This is a genomic window from Enterobacter cloacae complex sp. 309I3, from assembly GCF_050031595.1.
Taxonomy (GTDB): Bacteria; Pseudomonadota; Gammaproteobacteria; order Enterobacterales; family Enterobacteriaceae; genus Enterobacter; species Enterobacter cloacae.
Map to the genome: position 1 here is coordinate 4,780,207 of NZ_JBLGWI010000001.1, position 17,390 is coordinate 4,797,596.

A 17,390-nucleotide genomic window follows, 5' to 3' on the forward strand; every position below is an offset into this window, starting at 1 on the left:
TCATCAACTTAGTCGTCAGACTCGGTGTAGTCTTCAGCACCTTCCATCTGCGGCTTACCGCCAGACAGCGTATGGAAACGCTTTGGACGCTTGATGCGTGCCATGTACTTGATCCATACACGTTCTGCTTCAGACTGCGGCTCACGCTCACCGCGACAAACAGCAACAAACTGTTTTTCGTCTTCAGTCGCAGGCTCACGTTTACCCAGATCCAGCTCGTTAAAGGCATAACCATGACGCTCAAGCAATTGCGCCTCTTTGATGGTGAAATCGCCGTGACGAGAGAACCCGCGTGGATAATTTTTATTGTCGAAAAAACGATTAGTCGTCGTAAAGCTTTCCGCCATCCTACACGCTCCTAATTCTTTGGCCGAGCTATTTATGGCGCGGAGTATTAGTTACGCTTGACAGAGTGTAAAACAAAACATTTAAATCATAACGACAAATAATTTTGTGGAGAAAGATGTGGATACGGAATTGCTAAAAACTTTCCTTGAAGTGAGCAGGACACGCCACTTCGGGCGAGCAGCTGAAGCCCTCTATCTGACGCAGTCAGCGGTCAGTTTTCGTATTCGACAGCTGGAAAATCAATTGGGTGTGAATCTATTTACCCGCCACCGCAACAATATCCGCTTAACGCCGGCCGGTGAGAAACTGCTCCCGTATGCAGAAACGTTGATGAATACCTGGCAGGCGGCCCGTAAAGAGGTGGCTCATACGTCCAGGCACAATGAGTTCTCGATCGGGGCCAGCGCCTCCCTGTGGGAATGTATGCTCAGTCAGTGGCTTTCGCGGTTATACCATTCGCATGGGCATTTGCAATTTGAGGCCAGAATTGCGCAACGGCAGTCGCTGGTTAAGCAACTTCACGAGCGCCAGCTTGATCTGCTGATCACCACTGAAGCCCCCAAGATGGACGAATTTAGCAGCCAGATTGTTGGGCAGTTTGGTCTGGCTCTGTATGCTTCTGAGCCTGCGATGATGAAGTCCGATCTAACCTATCTGCGGCTTGAATGGGGCCCCGATTTTCAACAGCATGAAACCGGTTTGATCGCCCCTGACGATGTTCCACAGCTAACAACCAGCTCAGCGGAGATCGCCTGCCAACAGCTTTCCTTGCTAAAGGGCTGCACGTGGTTACCCGTTTGCTGGGCAGACAGTAAACCGGGACTCCATACCGTACTGGATTCCACTACGCTTTCCAGGCCGCTGTATGCAATCTGGCTGCAGAACAGCGATAAGCAATCGCAGATAAAAGATCTATTAAAAATCAATATTATGGAATGATTGACCAGCCAGCATAATAGCTGGCTGCAGTTTTTGATTAGGAAGGGATTTTGGCCATGTTGAAGGCAAAAAAAATCCTTTGCCGAAGCAAAGGATTCTATATGGCAGGGGCGGAGAGACTCGAACTCGCGACACCCGGTTTTGGAGACCGGTGCTCTACCAACTGAGCTACGCCCCTAAAGTTTTTTGCCATTAAGCCTGCCGATAAGGCAGGCTTAATGTCTTAATAAGTGGCGGAACGGACGGGACTCGAACCCGCGACCCCCTGCGTGACAGGCAGGTATTCTAACCGACTGAACTACCGCTCCACCGAAGACTGCTGTAACCACCGGATTGATGCACCGGCTTACTACTTAATTTGATGCCTGGCAGTTCCCTACTCTCACATGGGGAGACCCCACACTACCATCGGCGCTACGGCGTTTCACTTCTGAGTTCGGCATGGGGTCAGGTGGGACCACCGCGCTAAAGCCGCCAGGCAAATTCTGTTAATCTGTATCAGGCTGAAAATCGTCTCTTCGCCAAAACATCTTCGGCGTTGTAAGGTTAAGCCTCACGGTTCATTAGTATCGGTTAGCTCAACGCATCGCTGCGCTTACACACCCGACCTATCAACGTCGTCGTCTTCAACGTTCCTTCAGGAGACTTTAAGTCTCAGGGAGAACTCATCTCGGGGCAAGTTTCGTGCTTAGATGCTTTCAGCACTTATCTCTTCCGCATTTAGCTACCGGGCAGTGCCATTGGCATGACAACCCGAACACCAGTGATGCGTCCACTCCGGTCCTCTCGTACTAGGAGCAGCCCCCCTCAATTCTCCAGCGCCCACGGCAGATAGGGACCGAACTGTCTCACGACGTTCTAAACCCAGCTCGCGTACCACTTTAAATGGCGAACAGCCATACCCTTGGGACCTACTTCAGCCCCAGGATGTGATGAGCCGACATCGAGGTGCCAAACACCGCCGTCGATATGAACTCTTGGGCGGTATCAGCCTGTTATCCCCGGAGTACCTTTTATCCGTTGAGCGATGGCCCTTCCATTCAGAACCACCGGATCACTATGACCTGCTTTCGCACCTGCTCGAGCCGTCACTCTCGCAGTCAAGCTAGCTTATGCCATTGCACTAACCTCCTGATGTCCGACCAGGATTAGCTAACCTTCGTGCTCCTCCGTTACTCTTTGGGAGGAGACCGCCCCAGTCAAACTACCCACCAGACACTGTCCGCAACCCGGATCACGGGTCTACGTTAGAACACCAGCCATTAAAGGGTGGTATTTCAAGGACGGCTCCACGCAGACTGGCGTCCACGCTTCAAAGCCTCCCACCTATCCTACACATCAAGGACCAGTGTTCAGTGTCAAGCTATAGTAAAGGTTCACGGGGTCTTTCCGTCTTGCCGCGGGTACACTGCATCTTCACAGCGAGTTCAATTTCACTGAGTCTCGGGTGGAGACAGCCTGGCCATCATTACGCCATTCGTGCAGGTCGGAACTTACCCGACAAGGAATTTCGCTACCTTAGGACCGTTATAGTTACGGCCGCCGTTTACCGGGGCTTCGATCAAGAGCTTCGCGTTGCCGCTAACCCCATCAATTAACCTTCCGGCACCGGGCAGGCGTCACACCGTATACGTCCACTTTCGTGTTTGCACAGTGCTGTGTTTTTAATAAACAGTTGCAGCCAGCTGGTATCTTCGACTGATTTCAGCTCCACCCGCAGGGGCTTCACCTACATATCAGCGTGCCTTCTCCCGAAGTTACGGCACCATTTTGCCTAGTTCCTTCACCCGAGTTCTCTCAAGCGCCTTGGTATTCTCTACCTGACCACCTGTGTCGGTTTGGGGTACGATTTCGTGTTACCTGATGCTTAGAGGCTTTTCCTGGAAGCAGGGCATTTGTTACTTCAGCACCGTAGTGCCTCGTCATCACACCTCAGCGTTAAAAGGTACCGGATTTACCTGGAACCTCCGCCTACATGCTTAAACCGGGACAACCGTCGCCCGGCTAACATAGCCTTCTCCGTCCCCCCTTCGCAGTAACACCAAGTACAGGAATATTAACCTGTTTCCCATCGACTACGCCTTTCGGCCTCGCCTTAGGGGTCGACTCACCCTGCCCCGATTAACGTTGGACAGGAACCCTTGGTCTTCCGGCGAGCGGGCTTTTCACCCGCTTTATCGTTACTTATGTCAGCATTCGCACTTCTGATACCTCCAGCAACCCTCACAGGCCACCTTCAACGGCTTACAGAACGCTCCCCTACCCAACAACGCATAAGCGTCGCTGCCGCAGCTTCGGTGCATGGTTTAGCCCCGTTACATCTTCCGCGCAGGCCGACTCGACCAGTGAGCTATTACGCTTTCTTTAAATGATGGCTGCTTCTAAGCCAACATCCTGGCTGTCTGGGCCTTCCCACATCGTTTCCCACTTAACCATGACTTTGGGACCTTAGCTGGCGGTCTGGGTTGTTTCCCTCTTCACGACGGACGTTAGCACCCGCCGTGTGTCTCCCGTGATAACATTCTTCGGTATTCGTAGTTTGCATCGGGTTGGTAAGCCGGGATGGCCCCCTAGCCGAAACAGTGCTCTACCCCCGAAGATGAGTTCACGAGGCGCTACCTAAATAGCTTTCGGGGAGAACCAGCTATCTCCCGGTTTGATTGGCCTTTCACCCCCAGCCACAGGTCATCCGCTAATTTTTCAACATTAGTCGGTTCGGTCCTCCAGTTAGTGTTACCCAACCTTCAACCTGCCCATGGCTAGATCACCGGGTTTCGGGTCTATACCCTGCAACTTAACGCCCAGTTAAGACTCGGTTTCCCTTCGGCTCCCCTATACGGTTAACCTTGCTACAGAATATAAGTCGCTGACCCATTATACAAAAGGTACGCAGTCACACCCGAAGGTGCTCCCACTGCTTGTACGTACACGGTTTCAGGTTCTTTTTCACTCCCCTCGCCGGGGTTCTTTTCGCCTTTCCCTCACGGTACTGGTTCACTATCGGTCAGTCAGGAGTATTTAGCCTTGGAGGATGGTCCCCCCATATTCAGACAGGATACCACGTGTCCCGCCCTACTCTTCGAGTTCACAGCCTGTGCATTTTCGTGTACGGGACTTTCACCCTGTACCGTGCGACTTTCCAGACGCTTCCACTAACACACAAGCTGATTCAGACTCTGGGCTGCTCCCCGTTCGCTCGCCGCTACTGGGGGAATCTCGGTTGATTTCTTTTCCTCGGGGTACTTAGATGTTTCAGTTCCCCCGGTTCGCCTCGTTAACCTATGTATTCAGTTAACGATAGTGTGACGAATCACACTGGGTTTCCCCATTCGGACATCGCCGGGTCAAGGGTTCATATCACCTCGCCGGCGCTTTTCGCAGATTAGCACGTCCTTCATCGCCTCTGACTGCCAGGGCATCCACCGTGTACGCTTAGTCGCTTAACCTCACAACCCGAAGATGTTTCACTTCTGATTGCGAAAATTTGAGAGACTCGAACACATCATTAAAGATGTGTCGTTTCAATTTTCAGCTTGATCCAGATTTTTAAAGAGCAAAACTTCGCAGTGCACCTTTTCAGGTTCACTCTGAAGTTTTCTAGTGTTCGCAGTAAAAGATGGTGGAGCTATGCGGGATCGAACCGCAGACCTCCTGCGTGCAAAGCAGGCGCTCTCCCAGCTGAGCTATAGCCCCATCGTTTGCAAACCTCTGTACCGGTAATTTTTCCTGAGACAAGGCGTGGTAACGCGACGCATACATCAGTATGTGAGCGTTGCCGCAACGCAGTATCAGGGAAAATTTGGTAGGCCTGAGTGGACTTGAACCACCGACCTCACCCTTATCAGGGGTGCGCTCTAACCACCTGAGCTACAAGCCTGTAGAGGTTTTTTACTGCTGTTTTTCATCAGACAATCTGTGTGAGCACTGCAAAGGCAGGTTCTTTAAGGTAAGGAGGTGATCCAACCGCAGGTTCCCCTACGGTTACCTTGTTACGACTTCACCCCAGTCATGAATCACAAAGTGGTAAGCGCCCTCCCGAAGGTTAAGCTACCTACTTCTTTTGCAACCCACTCCCATGGTGTGACGGGCGGTGTGTACAAGGCCCGGGAACGTATTCACCGTAGCATTCTGATCTACGATTACTAGCGATTCCGACTTCATGGAGTCGAGTTGCAGACTCCAATCCGGACTACGACGCACTTTATGAGGTCCGCTTGCTCTCGCGAGGTCGCTTCTCTTTGTATGCGCCATTGTAGCACGTGTGTAGCCCTGGTCGTAAGGGCCATGATGACTTGACGTCATCCCCACCTTCCTCCAGTTTATCACTGGCAGTCTCCTTTGAGTTCCCGGCCGGACCGCTGGCAACAAAGGATAAGGGTTGCGCTCGTTGCGGGACTTAACCCAACATTTCACAACACGAGCTGACGACAGCCATGCAGCACCTGTCTCACAGTTCCCGAAGGCACCAATCCATCTCTGGAAAGTTCTGTGGATGTCAAGACCAGGTAAGGTTCTTCGCGTTGCATCGAATTAAACCACATGCTCCACCGCTTGTGCGGGCCCCCGTCAATTCATTTGAGTTTTAACCTTGCGGCCGTACTCCCCAGGCGGTCGATTTAACGCGTTAGCTCCGGAAGCCACGCCTCAAGGGCACAACCTCCAAATCGACATCGTTTACGGCGTGGACTACCAGGGTATCTAATCCTGTTTGCTCCCCACGCTTTCGCACCTGAGCGTCAGTCTTTGTCCAGGGGGCCGCCTTCGCCACCGGTATTCCTCCAGATCTCTACGCATTTCACCGCTACACCTGGAATTCTACCCCCCTCTACAAGACTCCAGCCTGCCAGTTTCGAATGCAGTTCCCAGGTTGAGCCCGGGGATTTCACATCCGACTTGACAGACCGCCTGCGTGCGCTTTACGCCCAGTAATTCCGATTAACGCTTGCACCCTCCGTATTACCGCGGCTGCTGGCACGGAGTTAGCCGGTGCTTCTTCTGCGGGTAACGTCAATTGCTGCGGTTATTAACCACAACACCTTCCTCCCCGCTGAAAGTACTTTACAACCCGAAGGCCTTCTTCATACACGCGGCATGGCTGCATCAGGCTTGCGCCCATTGTGCAATATTCCCCACTGCTGCCTCCCGTAGGAGTCTGGACCGTGTCTCAGTTCCAGTGTGGCTGGTCATCCTCTCAGACCAGCTAGGGATCGTCGCCTAGGTGAGCCGTTACCCCACCTACTAGCTAATCCCATCTGGGCACATCTGATGGCAAGAGGCCCGAAGGTCCCCCTCTTTGGTCTTGCGACATTATGCGGTATTAGCTACCGTTTCCAGTAGTTATCCCCCTCCATCAGGCAGTTTCCCAGACATTACTCACCCGTCCGCCACTCGTCACCCGAGAGCAAGCTCTCTGTGTTACCGTTCGACTTGCATGTGTTAGGCCTGCCGCCAGCGTTCAATCTGAGCCATGATCAAACTCTTCAATTTAAAAGTTTGATGCTCAATGAATTAAACTTCGTAATGAATTACGTGTTCACTCGTTGAGACTTGGTATTCATTTTTCGTCCGAGGACGTTAAGAATCCATGTCACTTTGAGTGCCCACACAGATTGTCTGATAAATTGTTAAAGAGCAGTGCAACGCGGCTTTCGCTCACCGTTGCGAGGTCCCGTATAATACGTTTTCCTCATTCAGAGTCAAGTGATTATTTTCACTTTTCTCTGTCGGCATTCATCTCTGAACCCCGCTAACCCGGCGGCTTGCAAGCCGTTGTTCCGTGTCAGTGGAGGCGCATTATAGGGAGTTCTCAGACGTTGACAACCCCTCTTTAAAAAAAAACGTTCAACCGTCTCTTTTTTGCTCAAAACCGTGCTACAGCGCGAGTTTTTCGAGCGTTTCAAACCCATAACGGCGCAAAACGGGTAAAAGTTGTTCAGTCTCGTTTGTTAGTGCCATACAAAAAGCGATATTCGCATCGGCAGATTTGGCATCCGGCGCTTCATGTTCCAGCAGCCAGGCAGTACGACGGGCAATAGCCGCACCGGAATCCACCAGACGCGTCCCCTCCGGCAGTACTTCTAACAATTCTTCCTGTAAGAGCGGGAAATGAGTGCAGCCCAGAACGACGGTATCCGGCGGTTCCGGCATACGCAGCCACGGGCGAAGAATACGACGCAGCTCCTCAAGTGGCACCGTCTTTCCATGCAGCTTCGCTTCAGCCATCTCCACCAGCTCTGCCGAACCGAGCATCGCGATCTGACATTCATTGGCAAAACGATCGATCAATTCACGCGTATAAGGACGCTTCACCGTGCCGCGCGTAGCCAGCAGACCCACAATACCATTCGCAGTCAGGCGCGCAGCAGGCTTTATTGCGGGAACCACGCCCACAACCGGGAACTGAAATTTTGCGCGCAAGGCTGGCAGCGATACCGTGCTTGCCGTATTACAGGCGATGACCGCCAGCGCAAGGGGATAACGCTGCTGTACCGCGGTGACGATTTCAACGACACGCTCAACAATAAAGTCCTCGCTCTTCTCCCCATAAGGGAAAGCGACGTTATCGAAGGCGTAGATATAATGGAGATCCGGCAGGAGATGCCGAATCTCATCATAGACCGAAAGCCCACCGACGCCGGAATCAAATACCAGCACGGTGGGACGCGAATTAGAAGGTGTAGCTGCCAGACAAGGTGTATTCCCGTCCTGCAGTTTGGTAGCCATAAACTGTCTCGTAATCTTTATCGAACAGGTTGGCTATTTTACCACGAACTGTAAGGTGAGAGGTGACAGGATATGAAACTGCGACATCCCACAGGCTTACCCCGCCCATTTTCACGCGTTCTGACGCATACGTGTCTGGATCGATTGCGACATCATAGCGGGTGCCGAGGTAACGGTAAGCGAGGTTCCAGTCGAGATCCCATACCTGCCAGTCAAGCTGATACTTAACCTGCTGCTTAGAACGGCGGGCCAGCACTTCATGAGTTTTGGCGTTACGCGGGTCAACATAATCATAGGAGATCTGGTGTCCAACCGGTCCAGTTTCGAACTGTGCCGTCGCTTCCACACCTTTAATACGCGCTTCGTCAACGTTGTAGTACCGATACGTATGCGGATCGCTGCTGATCAGGTTATCAATATCATTACGATAACCGGTGATACGCCAGTTGACCGGTCCCGTCAGGCCTTCAAAGCCCCCTTCCCACTGTTTACTCTCCTCCGGTTTAAGGTCCGGATTGCCGTAAGAAGCGCTGTGGATCTGGCTCATCGTCGGTGCTTTAAAAGCGGTGCCGTAGGAGGCAATCACGCGATAGCCATCCACAAACTCCCACGCTGCGCTGGTTTGCCACGTGCCATGGTTGCCAAAGTTGGAGTTGTCGTCATTACGCGCCGCCGCTTCCAGCGTCACGCTGTTGAACTGCTGCATCGCAGACGCGAACACACCGGTATTACGTTGCTCGTAACCTTTTTCCAGGTAACCGGTCCCGGCCTGCGTCTTCTGCTTTTGCCAGTCCAGGCCTGCACCGATATTGCCATGGCCAACTTCTATAGTGTTGAGCCATTGGGTGGTGTACTGCTTCACGTCATCCATGGTTGCGGAATCAGCGTAGCGCCCTTTCTTCGGATCATAGTTCTGATCTTTACTGCGGCCGTAACCCGCCACCAGTTGTGACTGGAAAATCCCCTGGCTGTAACGCAAACCGGTATCCCAGTTCTGGCTGTAAAGCTGGCGAGTATCAGGTCGTCCATCCACCATAAAATTGGCGTCGTAATGATCGTAACCGTCATACGCGGTGCGGTTGTCATAACCAAAGCCACGGAAGAACCCGCTCACGCTGTCGGTAATTTGCTGTTCCACGGAGCCGTACAGCGATTTACTCATAAAACCATCGCGGTCAGGCTGGCGCGGCGCATCCTGGGCAGCAATATCAAAGCCGCGGGTATAGGTGTAGTTACCCGCCATAGTGATTTTGGTTTTATTCAGCACCTGCTGGAAAGCGCCATCATAGGTCTGGTAGCCCTTAGAGCCGACGCCCGCTGAGATTTCCGCACCCGGCTTATCACGCCCGGTGATGATGTTAATCACGCCGCCAATCGCGTCGGAGCCATACAGCGCAGAACGCGGGCCACGGACGTATTCGATTCGCTGAATCAGCGAGGTTGGGATTTGGCTCAGATCGGGAACGTTGCTAATCCCGGCGCTGTTCAACGGTACGCCGTCAATCAGGACCAGAACATGACGGGATTCAGTGCCGCGAATAAAGGTAGAAGAGGTGGCACCCAGGCCACCGCTTTGCGCGATATCTACGCCCGGCAGACGTGACATAATCTCCACAACGCTCTTTGCCTGCCAGCGCTCAATATCTTCACGCGTCACCACGGACGTCGGTGCCAGAACTGTTTTTGCCGGTTGTTCAAAACGATTTGCTGTCACCACCAACGAGTCAGCGCTATCCTGCGCCCAGCCCGAAAATGCCGTAACGGACAACGCCGTTAACAGCGATACTTTTTTAATCATTGTTAAAGCATCCACAATATAAGAAGGATGCCGCAGGCCTCATCTATAGCACGCGATGATGAAACCAAATGCGACGTGATCCCGGCAGGTCTTCGGGCTGGGTGGCGTTTTGTGGATGAAGACTTCCCATTTTCACAGTGTCTGCAACTCTCATCCCGCCAGTCTTTACCGCTGCGCGTCAGCTCCAGATTTACACTGGATTCCCTTTTCACTCTCAGGAGACCGGAAACAGAATGCTACAATTAGACACGTATAGATGTCCAGATAGCTATTAGCCATTAAATCTGGACATCCACTGCACAATCCCTACAATCCCCGCGTAATTCTTTATCACTCAGGACGCATCATGACCCCCGAACACCTCCCGACAGAACAGTACGACGCACAGCTGGCAGAGAAAGTTGTCCGCCTGCAAAGTATGATGACGCCTTTCAACGCGCCCGTTCCTGAGGTGTTCCGTTCCCCCGTCAGCCACTACCGTATGCGCGCCGAGTTCCGCATCTGGCACGATGGCGACGACCTGTATCACATCATTTTCGATCAGCAGACTAAATCCCGTATCCGGGTTAACAGCTTCCCGGCGGCGAGTGAGCTGATTAACCAGCTCATGACTTTGATGATTGACGGTGTGCGCAACAACCCGGTGCTGCGCCATAAGCTGTTCCAGATTGACTACCTGACCACCCAAAGCAATCAGGCCATTGTCTCTCTGCTGTACCACAAGGCGCTTAACGACGAGTGGCGCGAGCAGGCAGAAGCGCTGCGCGATGCGCTACGGGCGCAAAACATCAACGTTCACCTGATTGGCCGCGCGACAAAAACCAAAATCATGCTGGATCAGGATTACATCGATGAGCGCCTGTCGGTGGCAGGAAAAGAGATGGTTTACCGTCAGGTAGAGAACAGCTTCACCCAACCTAACGCGGCGATGAACGTGCAAATGCTGGAGTGGGCGCTGAAAGCGACCGAAGGGTCAAAGGGCGATCTGCTTGAGCTGTACTGTGGGAATGGCAACTTCTCGCTGGCACTGGCGCGCAATTTCGAGCGCGTACTGGCAACGGAAATTGCCAAACCGTCCGTTGCGGCCGCGCAGTACAACATTGCCGCCAACCATATCGACAACGTGCAGATTATTCGTATGGCAGCAGAAGAGTTTACGCAGGCCATGAACGGCGTGCGCGAATTTAACCGTCTTGAGGCGATCGATCTGAAGGGCTATCAGTGCGAGACGATTTTTGTCGATCCGCCGCGCAGTGGCCTGGACAGCGAAACCGAGAAGATGGTGCAGGCATACCCGCGTATTTTGTACATTTCCTGTAACCCGGAAACGCTGTGCAAAAACCTGGAAACATTAAGCCAGACGCACAAGGTTGAACGTCTGGCGCTGTTCGATCAGTTCCCGTATACGCACCATATGGAGTGCGGTGTTTTACTTACCGCACGGTGATCTGTAGGCCGGATAAGCGTAGCGCCATCCGGCGTTTTTGGCAGGTGGCGCTTCGCTTACCTGCCCTACAAATAATTCCTTACTCTGGCAACTGGCTATTGCGGCTGCGCATGCGAGAGCCAATCCAGAACACCAGCGCCACAGACAGAACAGCAGGGAAGAAGTTAGAGCCGATATCCGGGTACTCTGCGCGCACCACCGTGCTGTACAGCAACACACCCAGAATAAAGCAGGCAGCGGCCAGACCCGGTAACCCCACCGGCATGGTGCGGTTCAGATAACGCTGGTGCAGGCAGTAAACCGTCAGCACCAGGGCGATAAGCGGGAAAATCGAGAAGGGTACGATGGAGCTAAAAATAGCGGCAAACGTACCATTAATGGATAAGCCAGCGATCAATGCCAGCAACAGCGTCCCTTTATCCTGACCTGACTGTTTCATTACTCACCTTCACTCTTCGGTTTGATGTGCCAGTTTCTCTTGTTCACGGCGATACCAGTAGTACGCACCTTTGGAGATCATCCTGAGCTGCAATACCAGTCGCTCTTCGAGTTGCTTACGTTGTTCAATGCTGACATCCAGCGCTTCGGCACCTGCACTGAAAACAATCGTCACCATTGCTTCAGCCTGTGCTTCGGTGAACGCACGCGGCATATGGTTTTCGAGTTCAAGATAGTCGGCAAGTTCCGCAATGAAATGCTGAATTTCACGCGCGACAGCGGCACGAAATGCCGCTGACGTCCCTGAACGCTCGCGCAGCAACAGGCGAAACGCGTTGGGGTTATTGCCGATAAATTCCATAAAGGTCGACACGGAGGTACGGATAACGCTACCGCCTTTCGCGATACGCTGCCGCGCCTGGCGCATCAACTGGCGCAGCATGAGCCCACTCTCGTCGACCATGGTCAGACCCAGTTCATCCACATCACGGAAATGGCGATAGAAGGACGTTGGCGCAATCCCGGCCTCGCGTGCGACTTCACGCAGGCTCAAACTGGCAAAACTCCGCTCAGCACTCAGTTGACTGAATGCAGCTTCCACCAGCGAACGCCGGGTTTTCTCTTTTTGTTGTGCTCTTACGCCCATCACGATAGTTGAATCCTTCCAAAGGTCTGATGGCACTATACCAGAGAATAAAATTAATCTGTTTACCTGGCTTTGTGAATGATTGTTTACGCGCGCTTTGTGCTCCACTGCCGGAAAAAAGCACAACGATAATTGGGTTACCCTGGCAATGATGTTATGATTCTGTTGCTTTTATGTATAAGAACAGGTAAGCCTTGCCATGCCACATTCCTACGATTACGACGCAATAGTTATTGGTTCCGGCCCCGGCGGCGAAGGCGCTGCTATGGGTCTGGTAAAACAGGGAGCCAGAGTAGCGGTCATTGAGCGCTACCATAATGTTGGCGGCGGTTGCACCCACTGGGGCACCATCCCTTCCAAAGCCCTCCGCCACGCCGTTAGCCGCATTATTGAATTTAACCAGAACCCTCTTTACAGCGACCACTCCCGACTTCTTCGTTCCTCTTTTGCCGATATCCTGAATCACGCAGATACCGTTATTAACCAGCAGACACGCATGCGTCAGGGTTTTTACGAGCGTAATCACTGCGAAATACTTCAGGGTAACGCGCATTTTGTGGATGAACATACGCTGGCGCTGGAGTGTCACGACGGTTCGGTTGAAACCCTCACCGCTGAAAAATTTGTTATCGCCTGTGGTTCCCGCCCGTATCATCCGGCAGACGTGGATTTCTCCCACCCACGCATTTACGACAGCGATTCCATCCTCAGCCTGCACCATGAACCACGCCATGTGATTATCTATGGCGCGGGGGTGATCGGGTGTGAATATGCGTCTATCTTCCGCGGAATGGATGTCAAAGTTGATCTGATTAACACGCGCGACCGCCTGCTGGCTTTCCTGGATCAGGAGATGTCAGACTCGCTCTCCTACCACTTCTGGAACAGCGGTGTGGTGATTCGCCACAACGAAGAGTACGAGAAGATCGAAGGCTGCGACGACGGCGTGATCATGCATCTGAAGTCTGGCAAAAAGCTGAAAGCCGACTGCCTGCTGTATGCCAACGGCCGTACCGGTAACACCGATTCACTGGCGCTGGAAAACATCGGTCTGGAGACGGACAGCCGTGGTCAGTTGAAGGTTAACAGCATGTACCAGACTGCCCTGCCGCACGTTTACGCGGTCGGTGACGTGATTGGTTACCCGAGCCTCGCTTCCGCGGCCTATGACCAGGGGCGCATTGCTGCGCAGGCGCTGGTAAAAGGCGAAGCGACGGCGCATCTGATCGAAGACATTCCAACGGGGATTTACACCATTCCGGAAATCAGCTCCGTAGGGAAAACCGAGCAGCAGCTGACCTCCATGAAGGTGCCTTACGAGGTGGGTCGCGCCCAGTTTAAACATCTGGCGCGGGCGCAAATTGTTGGCATGAGCGTGGGAACGCTGAAGATCCTGTTCCATCGCGAGACGAAAGAGATCCTCGGTATTCACTGCTTTGGTGAACGCGCGGCGGAAATCATTCATATCGGCCAGGCGATAATGGAGCAAAAAGGTGGCGGTAACACCATTGAGTACTTCGTTAACACCACCTTTAACTACCCGACCATGGCGGAAGCCTATCGGGTTGCCGCGCTGAACGGTTTAAACCGCCTGTTTTAACGCATTGTCAAAATGGCCATCCATCGCACCACGGATGGCCTCTGCCAGCTGCTCATAGCGGCTGCGCAGCGGTGACCCCGGACGATAAACCAGACCTATAGTACGACGTGGCTCTGGTTTAATGCACGGCAGGTAAACCACACCGTCGCGTTTACGCTCGCGCGGCACGGCCAGCGCAGGCAGCAACGTAATACCACTTCCCGCCGCCACCATATTACGCAGCGTTTCCAGGCTGGTTGCGCGGAAATGGGTATCTTCATCCGCACCCGCTTCAAAACAGAAGCCCATCGCCTGATCGCGCAGGCAGTGGCCATCTTCCAGCATCAGCAGCTTTTCACCGGCCAGATCGGCCATCGGCACGCGATCGCGGTTCGCCCACGGGTGATCTTCGTAGATCGCCAGCATCATCGGCTCGTCAAACAGCGGCACTTCGATAAAGGCTTCGCTCTCTTTTACCAGCGCCAGAATGGCGCAGTCGAGCTTGCCGCTATCTAACTGTGCCAGCAGCTGATGGGTTTGCGCTTCATGCAGATACATTTCGAGTTTCGGGAACGTCTGGTGCAGCATCGGAATGATGTGCGGCAGAAGGTACGGACCAACGGTTGGGATCAGGCCAATATGCAGCGGGCCGGACATGGTCTCCCCTTGCTGACTTGCCATTTCCTTGAGCACTTTGACCTCGCGCAGCACGGTGCGCGCCTGATCCACCAGCAGCAAACCCGCCTGAGTGAACAGCACTTTACGACTGGTGCGCTCCAGCAGCATCACGCCCAGCTCATCTTCCAGCTTGCGGATCTGGCCGCTCAGCGTAGGCTGGCTGACGTGGCAGGAATCTGCCGCACGGCGAAAGTGGCGATGCTCGGCTAACGCTACCAGGTATTCAAGATCACGAATATTCATTATTCATCCTCCGTCGCCACGATAGTTCATGGCGATAGATAGCATAGCAACGAACGATTATCCCTATCAAGCATTCTGTTGAATAATACACCACATAGACGAGGCGGCACGTGTTTGACCCTTGACGTCCCCGCACCGTCAGCGAGTTTCTCTCAAAACTCGAACAACTAAAGCCAACGTGAACTTTTGCGGACCCCGTGGTCCGCTTTTTTTTGCGTAAAAAAACCCGGGGGTAAAAGCAAAATGGCAACCGAAGTTGCCATTTTTAGGGTTTGCTCCCTCTCCCTGTGGGAGAGGGCCGGGGTGAGGGCACCAGCCCGCACAAATCAAACCAACCGGTTTTTCGCGTCCGCAATCGCCTGCGCCACCTGCTTCGGCGACACACCGCCTTTCGCCGCACGCTTATCCAGGCATGACTGCAACGACAGAATCGGGTACACATCCTCCCCGATAACCGCACTGAATTTCTGCAGGTCGGCAAGCGCCAGCTCTTCCAGCGGTTTCCCCTGACGAATCGCTTCCACTACCGCTTCGCCCACAATGTGGTGCGCTTCACGGAACGGTACGCCTTTCGCCACCAGGTAATCCGCCAGTTCGGTCGCGTTTGCATAACCCTGCTGCGCCGCTTCCTGGCAACGAGAACGTTTCACCTGAATGCCGTCCAGCACCAGCGCGCCCATATGCAGGCAGTCCAGCCAGGTGTCGAGCGCGTCGAACAGCCCTTCTTTGTCTTCCTGCATATCTTTGTTGTACGCCAGCGGCAGCCCTTTCAGGGTCATCATCATGCCGGTCAGTGCGCCCTGTACGCGGCCACACTTCCCGCGGATCAGCTCCAGCGCATCCGGGTTTTTCTTCTGCGGCATCAGGGAAGAGCCGGACGTCACACGGTCAGACAACTCCACAAATCCGGCTTCGCCAGAGTTAAAGAAGATCAGGTCTTCGGCAAAGCGTGACAGGTGGACCATCCCGATAGAAGCATTCGACAGCAGTTCCAGCACGTGGTCACGGTCAGAGACGCTGTCCAGACTGTTACGGGTGGCAGACGCAAAGCCCAGCCAGCCTGCCAGCTGCTCGCGGTCAATTTCATATGCCGTACCCGCCAGCGCACCGCTGCCCAGCGGGCTAACGTCCAGGCGCTTCAGGGTATCCTGCAGACGGCTTTCGTCACGCGCCAGCATCTCGACATAGGCCAAACACCAGTGCGCAAAGGTCACCGGCTGCGCACGCTGCAAATGGGTATAACCCGGCATCACCGCGTCCTGGTTGTTCTGCGCCGTGTCTACCAGCGCGCTCTGCAACTGACGGTTAGCCGCCAGCAGCTCCGCGACGGTATCTTTACACCACAGCTTCAGATCGGTCGCGACCTGGTCGTTACGGCTACGGCCGGTGTGCAGCTTTTTACCCAGCTGGCCAACTTTGTCGATCAGTTTGCCTTCTACCCAGCTGTGAATATCTTCGGCATCGCTCTGCAGAATTTGCTGCGGATCCAGACGCACTTCTTCCAGCAGATTATTGAGCGCCTCTTCCAGCTGCTGCTGCTCCTCTGCGGTCAGCACGCCCACCGTCACCAGCGCTTTGGACCAGGCCACAGAGCCGACGATATCCTGTTCGGCCAGGCGGTAGTCGAAGCGCAAAGAGTCGTTGAACTGTTTGAACCGTTGATCCGCTGCCTGTGTAAAACGCCCACCCCAAAGTGCCATAACATCGTTCCTTTATTCGTTAGTTCCGCCGGGTGGCGCTGCGCTTACCCGGCCTACGGTCATTCATTAATAACTTACGCTAAAATACGCGTGCCAATCGGCGTGCCGTTAAACAGCGCCGGAAGCTGCTCCGCGTGACGCCAGGAAGCGATATCCACCGGGCGCCCGAGCGTACGGGCGGCATCCAGCGCGGCATTCACTTTGACGATCATCCCGTCGGTAATAATGCCCTGGGCGATCAGCTGTTCGGCTTTTGCCGCGGTCATTTCCGCAATGCGCTGGCCTTTGCCGTCCAGAATACCGCTCACATCGGAGAGCAGGATCAGGTCCGCGCCCAGCGTTGCCGCCAGTGCCGTCGCCGCCTGGTCCGCATTCACGTTCATCAGCTCACCCTCTTCGGTCACCCCGATAGAGCTCACCACCGGCAGGAAACCGCCTTCCAGCAGCGTGTTAATCAGCTTAGGCGAACCTGGCTGCGCCAGTCCAACGTGGCCGAGTTCTTCATCGAGCTGGGTCACTTTTACGCTGTCACCGTCGCCCAGATAGAGGCCAACGGAGGCAATGTGGTGTTTCTTCGCCCAGGACAACAGAGTCTTATTCGCCGTACCTGCCAGCGCACCGGTGATGATGTCAATCTGGTCGGCAGGCGTCACGCGCAGGCCGTTTTTCTTTTTCACCGGCAGGTTGAGCCCTTTCATCAACTCATCCACTACGCAGCCGCCGCCGTGCACAATCACCAGCGGACGCTGGTGTGATTCGCGATAGTTAACCAGCGCGGTAAACAGACGCTCCAGCGCTTCTTCGCTGTCCAGCAGTACACCACCGAGTTTGATAATTAATGGGTTCATCAT

At 53.9% G+C, this 17,390-nt stretch carries 11 protein-coding genes, 4 tRNA genes, 3 rRNA genes and 1 riboswitch; of the genes, 3 read left to right on the forward strand and 15 right to left on the reverse strand.

Annotated features, from left to right (window positions below; genetic code table 11):
* Positions 1-8: 8 nt before the first annotated feature.
* The gene (locus ACQG22_RS22890; RefSeq protein ID WP_013099290.1) at positions 9-347 is read right to left on the reverse strand and encodes a DUF413 domain-containing protein; all 339 of its coding nucleotides are present in this window, start codon (positions 345-347) and stop codon (positions 9-11) included.
* A gap of 118 nt (positions 348-465) precedes the next feature.
* Between ACQG22_RS22890 and hdfR the strand changes: the two genes are divergently transcribed.
* A complete protein-coding gene (gene hdfR / locus ACQG22_RS22895; protein ID WP_020685959.1) occupies positions 466-1,287 on the forward strand; it encodes an HTH-type transcriptional regulator HdfR in 822 nt (273 codons plus the stop codon).
* Between the two features lie 102 nt (positions 1,288-1,389).
* On the opposite strand, the gene ACQG22_RS22900 is transcribed toward hdfR, so the two are convergent.
* The 9 genes from ACQG22_RS22900 to btuB form a co-directional block, all read right to left on the reverse strand.
* Positions 1,390-1,465: transfer RNA gene (locus ACQG22_RS22900), tRNA-Trp, on the reverse strand.
* 53 nt (positions 1,466-1,518) lie between these two features.
* Positions 1,519-1,595 (reverse strand) — tRNA-Asp (locus tag ACQG22_RS22905).
* Between the two features lie 55 nt (positions 1,596-1,650).
* Positions 1,651-1,766, reverse strand: a 5S ribosomal RNA gene (gene rrf, locus ACQG22_RS22910).
* Positions 1,767-1,829: 63 nt separating this feature from the next.
* Positions 1,830-4,733, reverse strand: a 23S ribosomal RNA gene (locus ACQG22_RS22915).
* A gap of 171 nt (positions 4,734-4,904) precedes the next feature.
* Positions 4,905-4,980, reverse strand: a tRNA-Ala gene (locus tag ACQG22_RS22920).
* A gap of 107 nt (positions 4,981-5,087) precedes the next feature.
* Positions 5,088-5,164 (reverse strand) — tRNA-Ile (locus ACQG22_RS22925).
* 70 nt (positions 5,165-5,234) lie between these two features.
* Positions 5,235-6,774, reverse strand: a 16S ribosomal RNA gene (locus tag ACQG22_RS22930).
* The 16S, 23S and 5S rRNA genes sit together here with 4 tRNA genes alongside, the layout of an rRNA operon.
* A 384-nt stretch (positions 6,775-7,158) precedes the next feature.
* Positions 7,159-8,010: a glutamate racemase gene (murI, locus tag ACQG22_RS22935; RefSeq protein WP_102751775.1), complete on the reverse strand. Its 852-nt coding sequence runs from the start codon at positions 8,008-8,010 to the stop codon at positions 7,159-7,161.
* Positions 7,955-9,808 (reverse strand): TonB-dependent vitamin B12 receptor BtuB, encoded by a 1,854-nt coding sequence (gene btuB, locus ACQG22_RS22940; protein WP_020686926.1) that lies wholly within the window; start codon positions 9,806-9,808, stop codon positions 7,955-7,957. Before btuB ends, murI begins: the two co-directional genes overlap by 56 nt.
* Positions 9,809-9,874: 66 nt before the next feature.
* A riboswitch (cobalamin riboswitch) is annotated at positions 9,875-10,050 on the reverse strand.
* A gap of 104 nt (positions 10,051-10,154) precedes the next feature.
* On the opposite strand from btuB, the gene trmA reads away from it, so the two are divergent.
* Positions 10,155-11,255 (forward strand): tRNA (uridine(54)-C5)-methyltransferase TrmA, encoded by a 1,101-nt coding sequence (trmA, locus tag ACQG22_RS22945; protein WP_369706732.1) that lies wholly within the window; start codon positions 10,155-10,157, stop codon positions 11,253-11,255.
* A gap of 79 nt (positions 11,256-11,334) precedes the next feature.
* Here trmA and ACQG22_RS22950 read toward each other — a convergent pair whose 3' ends face one another.
* Together ACQG22_RS22950 and fabR are read right to left on the reverse strand one after the other, a co-directional pair.
* Positions 11,335-11,694 (reverse strand): YijD family membrane protein, encoded by a 360-nt coding sequence (locus ACQG22_RS22950; protein ID WP_340347263.1) that lies wholly within the window; start codon positions 11,692-11,694, stop codon positions 11,335-11,337.
* 9 nt (positions 11,695-11,703) lie between these two features.
* A complete protein-coding gene (gene fabR, locus ACQG22_RS22955) occupies positions 11,704-12,342 on the reverse strand; it encodes an HTH-type transcriptional repressor FabR (RefSeq protein ID WP_008501784.1) in 639 nt (212 codons plus the stop codon).
* Between the two features lie 196 nt (positions 12,343-12,538).
* Between fabR and sthA the strand changes: the two genes are divergently transcribed.
* The gene (gene sthA / locus ACQG22_RS22960) at positions 12,539-13,939 is read left to right on the forward strand and encodes a Si-specific NAD(P)(+) transhydrogenase (protein ID WP_014833741.1); all 1,401 of its coding nucleotides are present in this window, start codon (positions 12,539-12,541) and stop codon (positions 13,937-13,939) included.
* On the opposite strand, the gene oxyR is transcribed toward sthA, so the two are convergent.
* From oxyR to argB, 3 genes are all read right to left on the reverse strand, one after another.
* Positions 13,922-14,839 (reverse strand): DNA-binding transcriptional regulator OxyR, encoded by a 918-nt coding sequence (oxyR, locus tag ACQG22_RS22965; protein WP_014833742.1) that lies wholly within the window; start codon positions 14,837-14,839, stop codon positions 13,922-13,924. The genes sthA and oxyR overlap by 18 nt on opposite strands.
* A gap of 326 nt (positions 14,840-15,165) precedes the next feature.
* On the reverse strand, positions 15,166-16,539 hold the full coding sequence (argH, locus tag ACQG22_RS22970) for an argininosuccinate lyase (RefSeq protein WP_095428051.1): 1,374 nt from the start codon (positions 16,537-16,539) through the stop codon (positions 15,166-15,168).
* A 74-nt stretch (positions 16,540-16,613) separates the two neighbouring features.
* Positions 16,614-17,390 carry an acetylglutamate kinase gene (gene argB, locus ACQG22_RS22975; protein WP_020686923.1) on the reverse strand — a complete coding sequence of 259 codons (777 nt, stop codon included), beginning with the start codon at positions 17,388-17,390 and terminating at the stop codon, positions 16,614-16,616.

What these genes read in the sequence shown, in the direction of transcription:
- ACQG22_RS22890 (WP_013099290.1), bottom strand. Translation starts at nt 347, where the DNA reads ATGGCGGAAAGCTTTACGACGACTAATCGTTTTTTCGACAATAAAAAT.
- murI (WP_102751775.1), bottom strand. Translation starts at nt 8,010, where the DNA reads ATGGCTACCAAACTGCAGGACGGGAATACACCTTGTCTGGCAGCTACA.
- btuB (WP_020686926.1), bottom strand. Translation starts at nt 9,808, where the DNA reads ATGATTAAAAAAGTATCGCTGTTAACGGCGTTGTCCGTTACGGCATTT.
- trmA (WP_369706732.1), top strand. Translation starts at nt 10,155, where the DNA reads ATGACCCCCGAACACCTCCCGACAGAACAGTACGACGCACAGCTGGCA.
- ACQG22_RS22950 (WP_340347263.1), bottom strand. Translation starts at nt 11,694, where the DNA reads ATGAAACAGTCAGGTCAGGATAAAGGGACGCTGTTGCTGGCATTGATC.
- sthA (WP_014833741.1), top strand. Translation starts at nt 12,539, where the DNA reads ATGCCACATTCCTACGATTACGACGCAATAGTTATTGGTTCCGGCCCC.
- oxyR (WP_014833742.1), bottom strand. Translation starts at nt 14,839, where the DNA reads ATGAATATTCGTGATCTTGAATACCTGGTAGCGTTAGCCGAGCATCGC.
- argH (WP_095428051.1), bottom strand. Translation starts at nt 16,539, where the DNA reads ATGGCACTTTGGGGTGGGCGTTTTACACAGGCAGCGGATCAACGGTTC.
- argB (WP_020686923.1), bottom strand. Translation starts at nt 17,390, where the DNA reads ATGATGAACCCATTAATTATCAAACTCGGTGGTGTACTGCTGGACAGC.